The 14,233-nt window shown below is 61.4% G+C and carries 11 protein-coding genes; 3 read left to right on the forward strand and 8 right to left on the reverse strand.

From position 1 onward, the window contains the following. Positions 1-7 precede the first annotated feature (7 nt). The 4 genes from ACO06O_RS04625 to ACO06O_RS04640 all read right to left on the reverse strand — a co-directional run bounded on the left by ACO06O_RS04625 (position 8) and on the right by ACO06O_RS04640 (position 9,115). Positions 8-6,268, reverse strand: coding sequence for a PAS-domain containing protein (locus tag ACO06O_RS04625; RefSeq protein ID WP_421876780.1), 6,261 nt, complete (start codon positions 6,266-6,268; stop codon positions 8-10). Positions 6,269-6,280: 12 nt separating this feature from the next. Next, positions 6,281-7,324, reverse strand: a complete 1,044-nt coding sequence (gene torT, locus ACO06O_RS04630; RefSeq protein WP_421876784.1) for a TMAO reductase system periplasmic protein TorT — start codon at positions 7,322-7,324, stop codon at positions 6,281-6,283. A 214-nt stretch (positions 7,325-7,538) separates the two neighbouring features. After that, positions 7,539-7,985, reverse strand: a complete 447-nt coding sequence (locus tag ACO06O_RS04635; protein WP_421876787.1) for a hypothetical protein — start codon at positions 7,983-7,985, stop codon at positions 7,539-7,541. Positions 7,986-8,236: 251 nt separating this feature from the next. After that, positions 8,237-9,115, reverse strand: a complete 879-nt coding sequence (locus ACO06O_RS04640; RefSeq protein WP_421876790.1) for a LysR family transcriptional regulator — start codon at positions 9,113-9,115, stop codon at positions 8,237-8,239. A 316-nt stretch (positions 9,116-9,431) separates the two neighbouring features. Here ACO06O_RS04640 and ACO06O_RS04645 point away from each other — a divergent pair, with 316 nt between their 5' ends. Then, positions 9,432-10,418 (forward strand): TauD/TfdA dioxygenase family protein, encoded by a 987-nt coding sequence (locus ACO06O_RS04645; RefSeq protein WP_421876793.1) that lies wholly within the window; start codon positions 9,432-9,434, stop codon positions 10,416-10,418. Between the two features lie 12 nt (positions 10,419-10,430). On the opposite strand, the gene ACO06O_RS04650 is transcribed toward ACO06O_RS04645, so the two are convergent. Beyond that, the gene (locus ACO06O_RS04650) at positions 10,431-10,928 is read right to left on the reverse strand and encodes an Lrp/AsnC family transcriptional regulator (protein WP_420418017.1); all 498 of its coding nucleotides are present in this window, start codon (positions 10,926-10,928) and stop codon (positions 10,431-10,433) included. Between the two features lie 189 nt (positions 10,929-11,117). On the opposite strand from ACO06O_RS04650, the gene ACO06O_RS04655 reads away from it, so the two are divergent. Both ACO06O_RS04655 and ACO06O_RS04660 read left to right on the forward strand, forming a co-directional pair. Continuing rightward, positions 11,118-11,597, forward strand: a complete 480-nt coding sequence (locus ACO06O_RS04655) for a carboxymuconolactone decarboxylase family protein (protein WP_421876795.1) — start codon at positions 11,118-11,120, stop codon at positions 11,595-11,597. A gap of 29 nt (positions 11,598-11,626) precedes the next feature. Then, positions 11,627-12,061: a cupin domain-containing protein gene (locus tag ACO06O_RS04660; protein ID WP_421876797.1), complete on the forward strand. Its 435-nt coding sequence runs from the start codon at positions 11,627-11,629 to the stop codon at positions 12,059-12,061. A gap of 140 nt (positions 12,062-12,201) precedes the next feature. Here the strand turns inward: ACO06O_RS04660 and ACO06O_RS04665 are convergent, their stop codons facing one another. The 3 genes from ACO06O_RS04665 to ACO06O_RS04675 all read right to left on the reverse strand — a co-directional run bounded on the left by ACO06O_RS04665 (position 12,202) and on the right by ACO06O_RS04675 (position 14,170). Continuing rightward, positions 12,202-12,699: an RrF2 family transcriptional regulator gene (locus ACO06O_RS04665; RefSeq protein ID WP_421876799.1), complete on the reverse strand. Its 498-nt coding sequence runs from the start codon at positions 12,697-12,699 to the stop codon at positions 12,202-12,204. 79 nt (positions 12,700-12,778) lie between these two features. Then, positions 12,779-13,375, reverse strand: coding sequence for a PAS domain-containing protein (locus tag ACO06O_RS04670; RefSeq protein WP_421876801.1), 597 nt, complete (start codon positions 13,373-13,375; stop codon positions 12,779-12,781). Positions 13,376-13,489: 114 nt separating this feature from the next. Next, complete coding sequence (locus tag ACO06O_RS04675) at positions 13,490-14,170, reverse strand: GntR family transcriptional regulator (RefSeq protein WP_421876803.1); 681 nt, start codon at positions 14,168-14,170, stop codon at positions 13,490-13,492. Positions 14,171-14,233: the final 63 nt, after the last annotated feature.

Here is a 14,233-nt window from a genome sequence, read left to right on the forward strand (position 1 = left end):
ATTTCACCTAGACCGCGTCTATAAAGGACGCGACCGCCATCATCATCGGCCGAAGCTTCGGTGCCTCGGTTTCGATGGTTTCCATGTCACCACTCTTGCCCGCCTTCTCCAGCGCGAAGCACAAATCCGCCAAGTCGTTGGCCCCCACGGCCCGTGAGGAGGATTTAAGCTTGTGCCCGGCGGCACCGACACCCGCCGCGTCTCCCGCCTGGATTGCGGCCTCGATCTCCCCGACAATGTCCCATGCCGGTTCGACAAAGTCCTTAAGGATTTCCGTTATCGTTTCCATATCGTCGCCGAACATGTCCGCCAGCGCGGTCAGGTCGACCGGATCGCCGCCGCCATCCTCCTTGGATTCCGGCGGGGCCGGGGCCTCGTCCGATGGGGCCACCGCATCCGTTGGCGCCGTCACATGGGGCAGCCAGCGGCGCAGCATCTCCTGCAGCTTCTTCATTTCAAGCGGCTTCGACAGGTAATCGTCCATGCCGTTCGCCAGGCAGCGGTCCGCCTCGCCCTGCAATGCGTTCGCGGTGATCGCGACGATCGGCAGGCGTGTGCCGTCATCGGTCTCGGATTTGCGGACACGGGCTGTCATTTCAAACCCGTCCATATTCGGCATGTGCACATCCGAGAGCACGAGGGAGTAGCGTCCGGTCTCGATGGCGGCGAGGCCCAGTTTGCCGTCCTCCGCGATTTCGCATTGATACCCAAGGCGATGCAGCTGACGCCGGATGACGTCCTGATTGGTCTTGTTGTCCTCGACGACCAGAATGAGCTCCCGGTTCGCCTCGGCCGCTTCCACGGACGGAACATCACGCGAAGCCAGGATCGGCGCTTCGGACCCATAGCGGATGTTCGGGCTCGCGCGTCCGACCGCGACCGCAACCGCGTTCACCAGATTGCGCTGCGTCAGCGGGGTCGCCGGTACGATGGTCGTATCCGGCAGTTCGATGGACGCGCCGATGCCGTAGGTCGGGCGCCCGACAACGAACCGCATGGCCTTCAGTTCGTCGTCATCCCGGAATGTCTGACGAAGCTCAAACTTGCTGTCATCGGCGATATCGAAGCCGAGAGTCACGACGTCATAAGGCCGGCCGGCCTGGGCCGCCTTGCGGGCGGTATCGGCCAATACCTGCGGATCGAAAATCAGATCGACCTCGGCGCCATGGTTCTCCAGATAGTCCTTCACAATCAGCTGCTGGACTTCGTCTTGCCCGGTCAGACTCAACACGCGAATGCCGTCCAGGTCGCGAATGATTTCCTGGGCACCGTCCGCGACGATCTGGTGGGTCAGCGTGACATCGAAACGGCTGCCCGCACCGGGTCGGCTTTCGACGGTGACCTGGCCTTTCATCATGGTGACAAGGCGGTGGACGATGGACAGGCCAAGGCCCGTGCCGCCGAAACGGCGGGTCGTCGACGCCTCGGCCTGCTGGAACGGTTTGAACAGTTCCCGCACCTGGGCATCGGTCATGCCGATCCCCTGGTCCTGTACCGAATAGCGCACGGTGGCCCTGTCACCATCCCTGGATACCAGGTCGGCGCGCATGGTGACCGCCCCGTCCTCGGTGAATTTGATGGCGTTCCCCAGCAGATTGAACAGGATCTGCCGCAAGCGCACCTGATCGCCCAGAATCCGCGGCGGAATGGCCGGGTCGGTATAGGAATGGAAGCGAACGTTCTTCTTGCTGACATTCGGCCCCATGGTTTCCGCAACGCCGTCGACGATATTGCTGATCGAGACAGGGATATTCTCCATCTCCAGCTTGCCGGCTTCGATCTTCGAAAAGTCGAGAATGTCGTTGATAATGGTAAGAAGCGCGAAGGCGGAATCCCGGATGGTCGACGCCATTTGGCGCTGATCCCCGTCCAACTGCGTCTGGCTCAACAGATCCACCATGCCGACGACGCCGTTCATCGGCGTGCGAATCTCGTGGCTCATCGTGGCCAGGAAGGAATCCTTGGCTTTGGTGGCCGCCTCCGCCTGTTCCTTGGCGATCAGCAGATCGCCTTCCATCGCCTTGCGTTCGGTAATGTCATAGAGCCAAACGAGCGCCGATTTGCGGTCGTTGAAATGGATCGGGCTGACCGACGTCAGGGTCCAGACATCCCGGCCGTCGCTGCGCGTCCACAAGGTCTCGCGGTCGTAGACGGCCTCACCGGCTTCCAGCAGGCGCTCGTATTCCAACCGTTGTGCCTCATCCGAAAAGAAGTCGGCGGTTCTGGCGATCCCATGCTGCTCACCATCGAATGCCAACATGGATCGGAAGCGGGCGTTGGTGAACTCGATCAGGCCATTATCGTCGCTGTTATCGTCGGTCGAGACGGCGACCGCGATCGGGCTCGCTTCGAGGATGCGGTTCAGTTGCTGTTCGCTGTCCTGCAGGGCCTGCAGAATCTCCTTTCTTTTCGTGACGTCGGACGCAATCCAGACACCACCGCCGTCGGACATTGGGGAGAAGCGCATCTCCAATGTCGTTCCATTAGCGATATCGCGTTCGTACTCGAACACATCGCGCGACTCGAAGATCTCGCACATCTTCCCGATCTGCTTTTCGAGATCGACGTCGCCGTAGTCGCCGCGCTGATGCTGATATCGCCAGATACCGGTTACGGAACGACCCGCATCGACCAAATCCTTAGGAAGGTCCAGCAATTCGCCGAACAGATCATTGTAGAGGCGAATATTCATCTCGCCATCGCACATGATGATGCCGGCCGGGATGTTATCGATGGTGGTGCGAAGCTGTTCTTCGATCCGTTTGCGCTCGGTGATGTCGCTCTGCATCAGGATCAAACCGCCCTCGGTGGTCCGTCCGTAGCGGAAGAAGTAGGTACGGCCGTTGGCGTGTTGGGTCTCTCCGAAACCGCCTTCCTCGCGCCGGCGGTCTGCCAGAGTTTTGGCAATCCAGGCTTCCGGATCTGAGAGAGCGAGGGGGGCCTGAATTTGCCCCGCCTCCAACGAAACCCGCAGCAAGGATTCCATGGTGTGGTTCTTGATATCGTCCTTGGACGGGCTCAGCGGATAGATTTCGTGATAGCGATCGTTCGTGAAGATGACCCTCTCGTCACGATCGTAGAGAATGACCATGTCGGTGAAGGTATCCATCGCTTCCTTGAGAAGCTTTGAATCTCGCTGTGCTTCCAGAATGGGCGTGATGTCGGTGTATGTCGTGACAAATCCGCCTGCCGCAACCGGATTGCCCTTGATCTCCACCGTTCGGCCATCCGGCATCACACGCTGCGCGGCATGAGCCTCGAACTCCGCGGCCTGGGCGACTCGCTCCGCCACAGCACGCTCGATATCGACATCCCCGTAATCGCCCCGTTCCGCATTATGACGGTAGAATTCTGAGATATGGGTTCCGATTTTCCCTAACGCCCGCGGGACATCCATGACCTCGAACAGCCGTTCGTTGAACAGCGACAGGCGCAAGTCCGCATCGAACATGGTGATCGCCTGATCCATATTGGCGACCGCGCTGTCCAGAATGCTCTTCTGGATCGAGGCCTCCTCGCGCAATGCCTCGGCACGCTCCCGCGCCTCGGCCAGTTCCTTCATTTGAAGTTTAAGCCTGTTCTGCGCCTCGACACGATCCGTCACGTCGCGAATGGCGGCGACGATGACGGTGTCCTCACCCTCGACCGATACGGGGCTCAGTGCGACTTCTATCGGGAAGACGCTGCCATCCGCCCGAAGCCCGAACAGGTCGCGGTCGCCCCCCATCTGACGTACCGACGCCGATTGGACAAAGTGCTTTACGAATCCACGGTGACCGTCGCGGACCGATTCCGGCACGAGGATCTCGATTTCCTGACCGATCAAGTCCGCCGGGCTGTGGCCAAAGACGGTTTGGACTTGTCTGTTGGCCAGGACGATACGTCCCAGACGATCCACGGCCAGCATCGCGTCCGGGGCGGATTCCAATAGGGCTTGGGTGCGCTCCTGAACCAAGCGGCGCTCGGTGATGTCGATGAAAACGGACACCGTATAGCCGCCCGGCGCCGGCGTCCTTGTCACCTGCATGATGCGGCCGTCGACGGATCGGTTTTCGAATACCGACGTCTCCTGGGCCCGGTAGGATGCAAGTCGTTCCTGGATTTCTTCCTCTTGGTCCCGTCCGTCCTGTGGCGGGATCAGGCCGCGGGCGGATTCGTCCCGAAGCAAGGCTTCGATCGAGGCGCCAGGGGTAAGGTTGTCGCTGTCATGACCGTAGAACACCCCATATCGCGCATTCGCCAGCACGATCCGCAAATCCGAATCCGCCAGGAGGATGGCGCCCGGCATATTGTCCAAGGTCAGGCGCAATTGGGCCTCGGTTTCCGCCAGTTCCCGCGTGCGATGGGCGACCCGTTCCTCCAGTTCGTCGCGGGCGGCCGTCAGTTCGGCCTGCGTCTGCTTCAACGACGAGATGTCCTTGGCGGAACTGGCGATCGCCACCGGCCGGCCGGTCTCGTCGGTCAGTCGGAACATGGTCACCAGCACATCGACGGGCTGGCCTTCCTCATTGACGTGAAGGCCCTCCACATTGCGCACTTCTTCTCCGGACAGGCATCGTTGCCGTATGCGTTCGGCCTCCTCCCGCCATGCGTCGGGGACAATTGTCGTGAATGACCGGCCGAGCATGTCGGACCGGCTCAAACCATAGGCCTGTTCGGCCTCACGGTTGAAGTCGATGATCCGTCCGTACAGATCCTGAATGATGATCGGGTCTGTGGCCTCCATGAAGACCTTGGACATGCGACGGATTTTTGCATTCTGCCCGAGCAGGTAGGCGAGGAATATGCACACCGCCGCCGTAGCGACCACGCCGGCCATCACGATCCCATCCGCCAGATCCGATCCCGGCCCGGCCAGGTAACGCGTGGATGCCTTCCAATGAAACTCTAGGGACGCGCCGCCGAGCTCGGATCGAACCGTGTTCGTACGCAGGGTCGGTTTGTGCGGGTCGGTCGCCCCGTAAGAGATGCTTGCCGCGGGGGCGGAAGGGTCGGTTGCCGCCCCCCGAATGCGCAGGTCGAGTGCGATCCCTTCGGGCACCTGAACCGCGAACAGTCCGTCGATCATGCGATCGATGCTGATCATTCCCAGAATCACGACGAAACTGTCGCCACGCGCGGCGGCATGTGCGAACAGGCTGTAACCGGCCCCATCCTGTCCGGCCTGGAACGTGGCAATGACCGACCGCCCGGGGTCCGATAAGGCGGCCCTCAATACTGCGGCCTGGTCAACCTTATCACCGCCGGCGAAATTGGCGCCGGTCGCAAATGTCGCTTCATCCGTGGAGAATTGGATTGGCCATTGCGCGTTGCCGCGATCCAGGCTGGCGATAAGCGCTGCCCTGTCACCGTCAACAGACGGCATGGCCACCGCAATCGAATATGGCAGGAAGTCCTGCTGCATCTGTTCGAGGTCATCGACCGCCCGGAAGAATTCTTCCTTGCGCATCTCGACCGATCTGCCGGCGACCAGGCCCAATGCGTTTATCGGACCTTGCGACAGTTCCAGCCAATGCAGGAAAGTTGAGGTCAGGCGCCCGGCCTCTCGCGAGAAGCTGTCATCCCAACTCTGTTTCGTGTCATCCCGGATCTGTACCGCCGTTGCATAGGAACCACCGATGCCCAGCAGGATAACGGCCACAAGGCCAAATGCGGTCGTCCGGGCCTTCGATTGAATCGCAAAGACGAGCGGCGTAAAGACCGCGATCCCGAGAAGGTCGCCGAGCCACCAGACCTTCCAGGCGCTGGGCAATTCATCTGCGGATAAAAAGTCGGCGGCATATAGGGTCGCGTTGCCGAGCGTACTGCCGATGACACAGATGAACGGGGGTACGAGCAGCAGAGCCGCCACAACGTGCCGCCTGTTCAGTCCCGGATCCCGCTGCCCGAACCTTCGAACCAGATAGGCGCCTACCAGTGGCTGGATCGTGGCCCCGAGGATCAGCCCCCCAACCACCAGCGCCGTTTCGGCAAATCCCTGCAACTTGGGAGATAGCGCCGTTGTCGAGAGATAGAGAATTAGGGCGCCAAGGGTGATCCCCGGTATAGCCCGTATGCCAAACCAGCACGCCGTTCCAAAGGCGATTCCGGCCGGCGCCCAAAGGAAGGACGCGTTTTGCCCCGGTATGGTCAATCCTTGGCCGATATAACCCGTTCCGAAATACGCCAGGGCGATAATTAGGGTCCGTGCCCACGCATTTTCGTGCCATGGCGCACGGGCAATGGATGTCTTCGAGGCGGCTTTATCGGTCAGGCTTCCTGATTCCATAACCTAGCCCCTTCAGTTCACATCGAAAGTCGGCCTGAAGCCGATCGGAGCCATGGTGGAGGACAGGTCGAAATCCTGTAGCGAGTCCCGGTCGAGCATTCGGACTTTCGGGCCGACGAAACGCTGTAGCGGTGCGCCCTGCAACAGACGAACGGCCTGATCGACGGCGATACGCCCTTGTATTGCCTGTTGGTCGCTGGGAGCGGCCAGGATCGTGCCCCGCCGAATACCCCGGTACACGCCTGGGCCGAAATAGTAAGCGAGGATGTCGGTCACATCCGCGAGGTTCTTTTGTCGAAGAATACTGGCGGCCGCTTCCGCAGAGACCGTGGTGCCGACGATGTAATCGACACTGCCATAGCGGTCCAATACCTGTTCGATCAGGTCTCCCTGAACCTGTCTGCCGGTATCGCCATATTCCGTAGCGACGATCATCACATTCGAGCCTTCGATTCCCGCCGCAAAACCTTGGTTGCCCCGCTGTGCCCAGGCTGCAAGCTTGGGTCCGGGAAACCATGCCACCAGGATGTCGCGATCTTCACTGGCATGCCGTTCGACCAGATAGCGGGCCGCCAGGAAGGCACCGTCGTAGTAATCCCCGGCGGATCGTGCGGATAGGCCTTGGAACGTGACTCCATTGATCAGGTCGACGACGGGGATACCTTTGCGGGCGGCATTTTCCAGAACACCGTTCAGGCCGGATTCCTCGACGGCGCTGACGATCATCGCGTCCGGGTCGCGGGATACGCAATCCTGCGCCTGCGCGATCTGTCGATCCAGGTGGTCATACCCGCCGGCAGAGTGGATCGACAAAGACACACCTAGCCGCTCCGCCTCCTGCACCAGTCCGAAGTTCACGGCCAGCCAATAGGCATCCTTCAAATGGGGGATCAGTACGCATATCTCCCAAGTCTCTGATGCGCTATCGAGCGGCGTATAGGTGCTTTCCTTTCGCGGCCCGTCAAAGTCGGCTGTCTCCCATTCGTAGATCGGAAAGGGGCCCCACTTGGCGGATTCAGCGATGGCATGGCCGGGAAGCCAAACGAATGCAGACACGAAGGCAGCCAGCAACGACCTGCATGCAGAGGGCAGGCGGCAAGCCGTGCCTGTTTTCATCGTTTCGTCTCCCCCAAGCTTCGATCAAAGCTTCTGACGAATTGGAGCCCCTATGGTAGAGCGCATGGCACCCTGTTTGGAAGGTTTGAATCGGCAACCGAATGCACTTCGGGCGCGCAATTCGTAAACTGTCTGGTCCGGAGCCGCATTGAGTTCAAGGACAGGATCCGGCTGACAAGTCTAACTTGAGGTCCCCGCGACCTAGCCATGCCAAGGCATCTGTCACCGTGGAGAAAGTTTGGATCTGCGGCCGATGCAACTGATCGGCCTGCCAGGTAGCCGCATAAAGCCTAGCGATGATCTCCTGCATTTCGGCTGCCACGACATAGGCGGACCGGAATTTGAGGGCACGGTTGCCATCGGGTCTGCCGGACCCTTCCAGCCGAAGAATGGCCGACTTGATCGACGCAAGTGCTACCGGGCTCAAGTCCGACATGTCGGTGTGTTGATCGAAGACAAGCAGCCGATCCATCTCGGGGACAAATCGAGGATCCACTTTAAGAAGCCCCGTCAGCGCTTCGAGATCCCCAACCGCAATGGTTTCGGCGAAATGTGCGACAAGCAGCGAGTTCCCATCAACGAACTGATATCTGTACGGCATTCCGAACCTCGTTCACGACCCGCATCGAAACATTATCAACGAGGAACATCGCCATAAAGGCATTCATCTATTGCCTTTGGGGTAACGCTGCCGAGTGCGCGTCTAAGCTTGTCGTCTCAAATCACGTAGTAGGCCCCTGGAGCAGGGCGCGCGAGGTGGTTAAGGCTGTGGCGAGTGCCGGCCCGTCTCAACGGGTAGATGTGACAGGGCGGGTCTGTCACCGGTCAGCCGAATTGCTGAAACGATCGACACTAACCGCCGGTGAAGGCGGCCGTCAGATAATCGTGCAGCGCCGTTGCCGCATGGCTCAACGCGCCGCCGCTGCGGCGGCACAGGCCCAGCGGCACGGTCGCGTCGGCGGGTAGGGCGAGTGCGTGGACGCCGTCGAAGCTGTGTGCCGCATCGGCCAGCATGGTCGCGGCCCCATGCCCGTCGCGCACCAGTTTCGCGATCAGCGGCAGGGCCTCCGCCTCCGCCGCGACAGTGGGGATAACGCCCAACCGCCGCGCGGCCTCATCCACTTGGCTGCGTTGATAGAATCCGCGCGGGAACAGGATCAACGGCTGCTGCAGGAATTCCCGCCAGGTGATCGCGGATTTTCCCGCCAATGGGGAACCCTGCGCGACGCAGGCAACGACCGGATAGGTGCCCAGACGCGTCGTTGTCAGACCTTCGAAGGAGCGCCAATCGGCGACCAGCCCAAGCTCCAACCGGCCCTCCGTCACCGCGTCGCGGATCGCTTCCGACCCGTCCTGCGTCACCGTGAGCGACAGGCCAGGATGGGTGCGCAGGAACCCGCCGATCAGGTCGGGCAACAGATGCGCCGCGACCATGGGCGGGGCGCCCAGGGTGACATGGCCGCTGCGGATGTCCTTCAGCGCCGCGATCTCGTCCTGCGCCGCGCGGGTCTGCGCCAGGATTGCGCGGGCATGGCGCGCAAAGCGTTCGCCCTCGGCGGTCAGGCGCACATTCCCTTTCTGGCGGTCCAGAAGGGTGATGCCCAACTCTTCCTCCAGCAGGCGGATCGACCGGCTGATCGCGGGCTGCGCGACATGCAGCTTCTCTGCGGCCGCCGTGAAGCCCCGGCAATCGACAACGGCCAGGAACTGGGTTAGATAGCGGAAATTCATGAAATACCGTTTCGGTTATCGATTTCCTCGATTATCCCGTTTTGCTTATGGATCGGCAATTTCCGACTTTGCGAATCCGGGCTGAAGGACCTCTGAATTGGACGATTGGACCGGGCCCGGATCGCCGTAGCCATTTTGGTTCTCAGCATTAAATGCCGTAAAGTGGCTGGACTACGGCATTTAATGTCGAAACGGCGGGAAAATCGCATGGACGCTGCGGACGGTTCCTTGGAAGATTCCCTATGGAAACGGCGCGCCCTTTGCCGCCGTGGGACGTCCGGCAAGAGCCGGGTCCGCCAAGACAGGGAAATCGGCCATGCCGGCGCAAGCGCAGACGTTGAACGGGGATTTCGGTGCATTGATCGACGGGGTAAGCCCGGCCGATCTGAAGGATTCCCAGTTCCGGGACGAAGCCTACCGTCTGTGGGGTGCCCATGGCGGGCTGCTGGTCGTTCGCGGCGACGCTCTGGCGGATATCCAGCCCGACGCCTTGCTGGATTGGGCCGAGACCTTTGGCGCGGTCGAGCGCAAGACCTCCGTCGGGCGCGAGCGGATGATGGTCGAGGGCACGCCCATCCTCAGGATCGGCAATGCCCGCGACGCCCAGAACCGCGCGACCGCCCAGCAATCGGACGTGCCGCAACTGCGCAGCGACGCCGACATGCGCTACGACACCAAGACCCACCGGCCGGTCTGGCATACCGATTTCACCAGCGAGACCCCGTCCATCGGCTCGGTCATGCATTGCCGCCACGCCCCGCCCAGCGGGGGCGAGACCCTGTTTGCCGACACCCGCACGGCCTATGCGCGGATGGATGCCGAAACCCGCGAAAAGCTGGCGGGGCTGGAGGCGGTCTGCTCCCAGGCGCATCATGACAAGAAGATCAGCCTCTATACCCCCGGATACCCGGTGCTGACGCCGGAACAGCGCGCGGCCAACCCGACCTATCGTCTGCCCGTCGTGCTGACCCACCCGGAAACCGGCATTCCCGCGCTCTACGCCCTGAACAGTTCGACCAGCGCGCTGGTACCCAAGGGTGCGCCGATCACCCAGGAACAGATGGATCTGTGGGACCTGGAAGGGGTGGAGGATGCCAGTATGGCGCTCTATCGCAATCTGCTGCCCTTTGTCACTGGGCCGGAGTTCACCGTCAAATGGTCCTGGCGGCCGGGCGATATCGTCACCTGGGACAACCGTTGCACGATGCATGCTGCGACCGGCTTCGACGACCGCAAGCACTATCGCGAAATGTGGCGGATCAGCCTGCAGCAGCGCCAGGCGGCGGCTTCCGTCGCGGCCTAAGGTCTCGCGGGATCAGGGCTCAGGCCGGTTCACCAGATCGTGGAGCGGCACCGCGTTGCGGGTCATCACCGGCTTGATGACGACATAGCTGAAATATTTGTCGATCCCCAGATTCCGGTCCAGCAGATCCTCCATGATCTCCTGATACTGGGTCAGGTTGCGGGCGACGAATTTCAGAAGGTAATCGTATCCGCCGCTCAGCAGATGCGCCTCCATGACATTGTCGTGCTTGCGGATCGCCGCCTCGAATTTCTGGAAATCCTGGCTGCGGTGATCGGCCAGGGTGATCTCGGTGAAGATCACGACGTGATCGGCCAGCTTCTTCAGATTCAGGACCGCGTGATAGCGCTCGATATAACCCGCCTTCTCCAGCCGTTTGAGCCGCTGCAGGCAGGGGCTGGGCGACAGGCCAACCGCCTCCGCCAGCTTGATATTTGTGATGTTCCCCTGGGATTGCAGCGTGGCGAGAATGTTGATGTCGATCCGGTCCAGTTTCGGGACGCCGTTCATCCCCGCTCCTCCCTGACACGGCCGCCCGGCCGTTCCTGAAAGCGAAAGCCTAGGAACATTCGAACCTGCTTGGCAAGGCGCCCGCCGTCCTGGAACGGGGGGCCAATTCGAAGGGGCTTTACAAACACCATATTAAGGATATTTATTATCCTTATAGATACTGAATATCCGCAATAGAGGATGACGAACGTGACCGAGAGACTGAACTACATGGTCAATTCCCCTGAGATGTTTGAGCAGATGATGGAATTCAGCGACATGTCGCGGGCGACCGACCTGGACCCGAAGCTTCGGCATCTGGTCGACATCCGCGCGTCGCAGATCAACGGCTGCGCCTTCTGCGTCGACATGCATGTGAAGGAAGGCAAGATCGACGGCGAGCGGGAACTGCGCCTGCATCACGTCGCGATCTGGTGGGAATCGCCGCTGTTCAACGAGCGGGAACGCGCCGCCCTGGCCTGGACGGAGGTGGTGACCCGGCTGCCGCAGGGCGGCATTCCCGATGCGGCCTACGAGCGGGTGCGCGCGCATTTCTCCGAAAGGGAAGTGTCGGACCTGACCTTCGCGATCCTGACGATCAATTCCTGGAACCGCCTGTCGATCGCCTTCAAGCGGGTGCCGGGCAGCGCCGACAAATTCCTGGGCCTCGACAAGGCGGGCCTGAGCTGACCTCCGGTCCTGTGCGAAAGGAAGAGACGATGATCCGAATGGCTCTGGCCGGAATGCTGGCCCTGACCTTGCTGGTCGGGGTCCTGATGGCGGGACCGCTGGGGGCGGCATGGGCCGGGGATAAGCCGGCCAAGGTGACCCCGGTCTATGAACATGCCCTGCCCAATGTGCCGGGCAAGACGGTGCGCGGCGTGCTGGTCGAATACGAACCGGGCGGCAAGTCGGCCGGGCACACCCATGCCGCCTCCGCCTTCATCTATGTCACCGTGCTGGAAGGGGCGGTGCGCAGCGCGGTCAATGACGGCCCGGTCCGCACCTACCGGGCCGGGGAGAATTTCACCGAACTGCCCGGTGACATCCACCGTGTCAGCGAGAATGCCAGCGACACCGAACCGGCCAAATTGCTGGCGGTTTTCATCGTCGACACGGACGAGACCCGCCTGACCACCCCGTTGGGTCAGTAAGGGGTGGCCGCGCGGTCCGGTCCCGCCGCATAACCCGCCCTGTTCCAGGTACTTCTTCCTGGCAGGCCTCCGATGAGGGACGCATTTGGGGGATGCGTTGGGGGATACGGCCGGTGCGGCCCCGTCTTCAATCCCCGTCTTCAATCCCCGCCGCCCGTCCGCGCCATCAGCCATGCGGCCGTGGCCTTGAAGATTTCGGGGTCCAGCTCCCGCCCCAGCAGGTCGAACAGATCGGCAAGGCTGGTTTCGCGCAGGGATTGGCGCCAGGCCTGATCCGCCTGCCACATGATCCGCGCGATGGCGCATTTGTCCGGGCTGCAATAGCCCTTGGGCAGACAGGGATTGTTGCCCCGGATCTCCGAACAGCGGAAGGTCGGTTCCTTTCCCTCCACTGCCTCGACGATGTCCAGAAAGGTAATCTCCCCCGCCGGCCGTGCCAGCCGGTACCCGCCGCGCGGCCCCAGGGTCGTCTCTACCAGCCCTGCCTGGGACAGGCTCTGCAGAGCCTTGGACAAGTATTCCTTCGGCACCCCATGAAATTCTGCCAAAATTTTCGTAGAAATGAACCGCCCTTCCGGAAGTCCCGCAAGGATCGAGCAGCAATGAAGCGCCCATTCTACTTGGTTTCGTAAAATCATAGACTGACAGCGTCCCAAAGGAATTATTTGCTAAAGATAAAGGACGGGACGGGGACGGTCCATAGGGGAGTCGGGCGGATCACACTGTCGCCGGATCGATATAGTAGATGTCCAGCCCTTCCGAATGCCCAAGCTTTTCAAGGCTTTGCCAGGCGCAAACCGTAAGGCCCAAGAATCCGTCGACGCCCTTTCCGCCGGTGGACAGCGGCAAGACCAGACGTTCTCCGATCGCATAGCGGTCGAGCGTCAGATAGACTAGGCCGCGCATGTAGATGATTTGCCCGCTCTCCGCCAAGGGCCGCCAGCGGTTCCGGATCAGCGCGGCCTTCTCCGGGGGCAGGCTCTCGCCCAGTTTTACGCCCACGAATCCGTGGCGCCCGTTATAATTATTGAAAACGGTGACGATCTCTTCGCCCGCGAGCCGATAGACGAATTCGGGGCCATTCGGGTCGATGTCGCCCAGAAAGACGTTGGCCAGAGTAGGCGCGATCGCAACCGGGTCGATATCCAGGCGGGACGGAAACCCACTGCCGCTTCGAATATCCTTCCAGTAATCGAACAGGCGCGTGACCTTTTGGCCCCAAATCGGCCGCAAGTCTCGAATGTTCCCGACATGGAATCCGGCCGGGTCGTCCGTGCCGGATATCGTAAAGGGCGCCGCTGAATCTCGAGGCATTGAGAACAAGTTTCCCGCATGGTTGACACCGTCATTGTGCAGGGAAACCGTAAAGATATCGTTAGCTGTCAAAGTCCGCTGGTCGGTCTAAGCAGTTGATCCAGACTTGAGAACTTAAGCCACATCCTCCGCGTAAATTCGCGCAATCGCGGTCTGGACCTGGAGCCGGACCTCGTCGGCGGAGCGGTCGAGGTGTTTTTCCAGAAGGGCGCGGGCGGCCGCGGTGTCGCGGGTGGCGATGTGGTCCAGCAGGCGGGCGTGTTCGTCGAGCGTGCTGCCGCGCCGCTGATCGGTTTCCAGGTTGAGGCGGCGGACGAAGCGGATACGGGCGTTGATGTTGCGCAGGAAATCCAGTCGGGCCGGATTGCCGGCCAGAGCGGCCAGCGCGAGGTGGAAATCCTCGTCCTGGGTGACCAGAAGGTCGAGATCCGAGGGGCGCTCTGCGGCAAGCAGGGCGCGCCAGGCGGCGGCGAAATCGTTCAGCGCGTCCTGGGACGCCGTTTCCAGCGTCGCCGTCAGCGCGCCCAGTTCCAGGTCGCGGCGCACGGCATAGAGATCGATCATCTCGCTGATGCTCAGGCGGCGGCAGAAGAAGCCGCGCTTGGCCTCGAAATGGACCAACCCGTCGGCGATCAGGCGGTTCAGCGCCTCGCGGATCGGCGCGCGGCTCATTGCCAGGGCGGCGGCCAGTTCGCTTTCGTTCAGGCGCTCGCCCGGCTTCGTCCGGAAACTGATGACCCGGTCGCGGATCTGCTCATAGGCCAGTTCGACCGCATTCGCCTTCTCTCCCGCCATGGGTCTTGTCCTCGGAAACAGGTCGATTTCCCCACCATCCTTGACAGGCCTATGCCATGCCGT

The sequence above is a fragment of the Pacificispira sp. genome, from assembly GCF_965228185.1.
In the GTDB taxonomy this organism is placed as follows: Bacteria; Pseudomonadota; Alphaproteobacteria; order UBA8366; family Aestuariispiraceae; genus Pacificispira.

Excerpts from the sequence above, each read along its gene's own strand:
- ACO06O_RS04625 (WP_421876780.1), bottom strand. The coding sequence starts at position 6,268 with ATGGAATCAGGAAGCCTGACCGATAAAGCCGCCTCGAAGACATCCATT.
- ACO06O_RS04635 (WP_421876787.1), bottom strand. The coding sequence starts at position 7,985 with ATGCCGTACAGATATCAGTTCGTTGATGGGAACTCGCTGCTTGTCGCA.
- ACO06O_RS04640 (WP_421876790.1), bottom strand. The coding sequence starts at position 9,115 with ATGAATTTCCGCTATCTAACCCAGTTCCTGGCCGTTGTCGATTGCCGG.
- ACO06O_RS04645 (WP_421876793.1), top strand. The coding sequence starts at position 9,432 with ATGCCGGCGCAAGCGCAGACGTTGAACGGGGATTTCGGTGCATTGATC.
- ACO06O_RS04650 (WP_420418017.1), bottom strand. The coding sequence starts at position 10,928 with ATGAACGGCGTCCCGAAACTGGACCGGATCGACATCAACATTCTCGCC.
- ACO06O_RS04660 (WP_421876797.1), top strand. The coding sequence starts at position 11,627 with ATGATCCGAATGGCTCTGGCCGGAATGCTGGCCCTGACCTTGCTGGTC.
- ACO06O_RS04665 (WP_421876799.1), bottom strand. The coding sequence starts at position 12,699 with ATGATTTTACGAAACCAAGTAGAATGGGCGCTTCATTGCTGCTCGATC.
- ACO06O_RS04670 (WP_421876801.1), bottom strand. The coding sequence starts at position 13,375 with ATGCCTCGAGATTCAGCGGCGCCCTTTACGATATCCGGCACGGACGAC.
- ACO06O_RS04675 (WP_421876803.1), bottom strand. The coding sequence starts at position 14,170 with ATGGCGGGAGAGAAGGCGAATGCGGTCGAACTGGCCTATGAGCAGATC.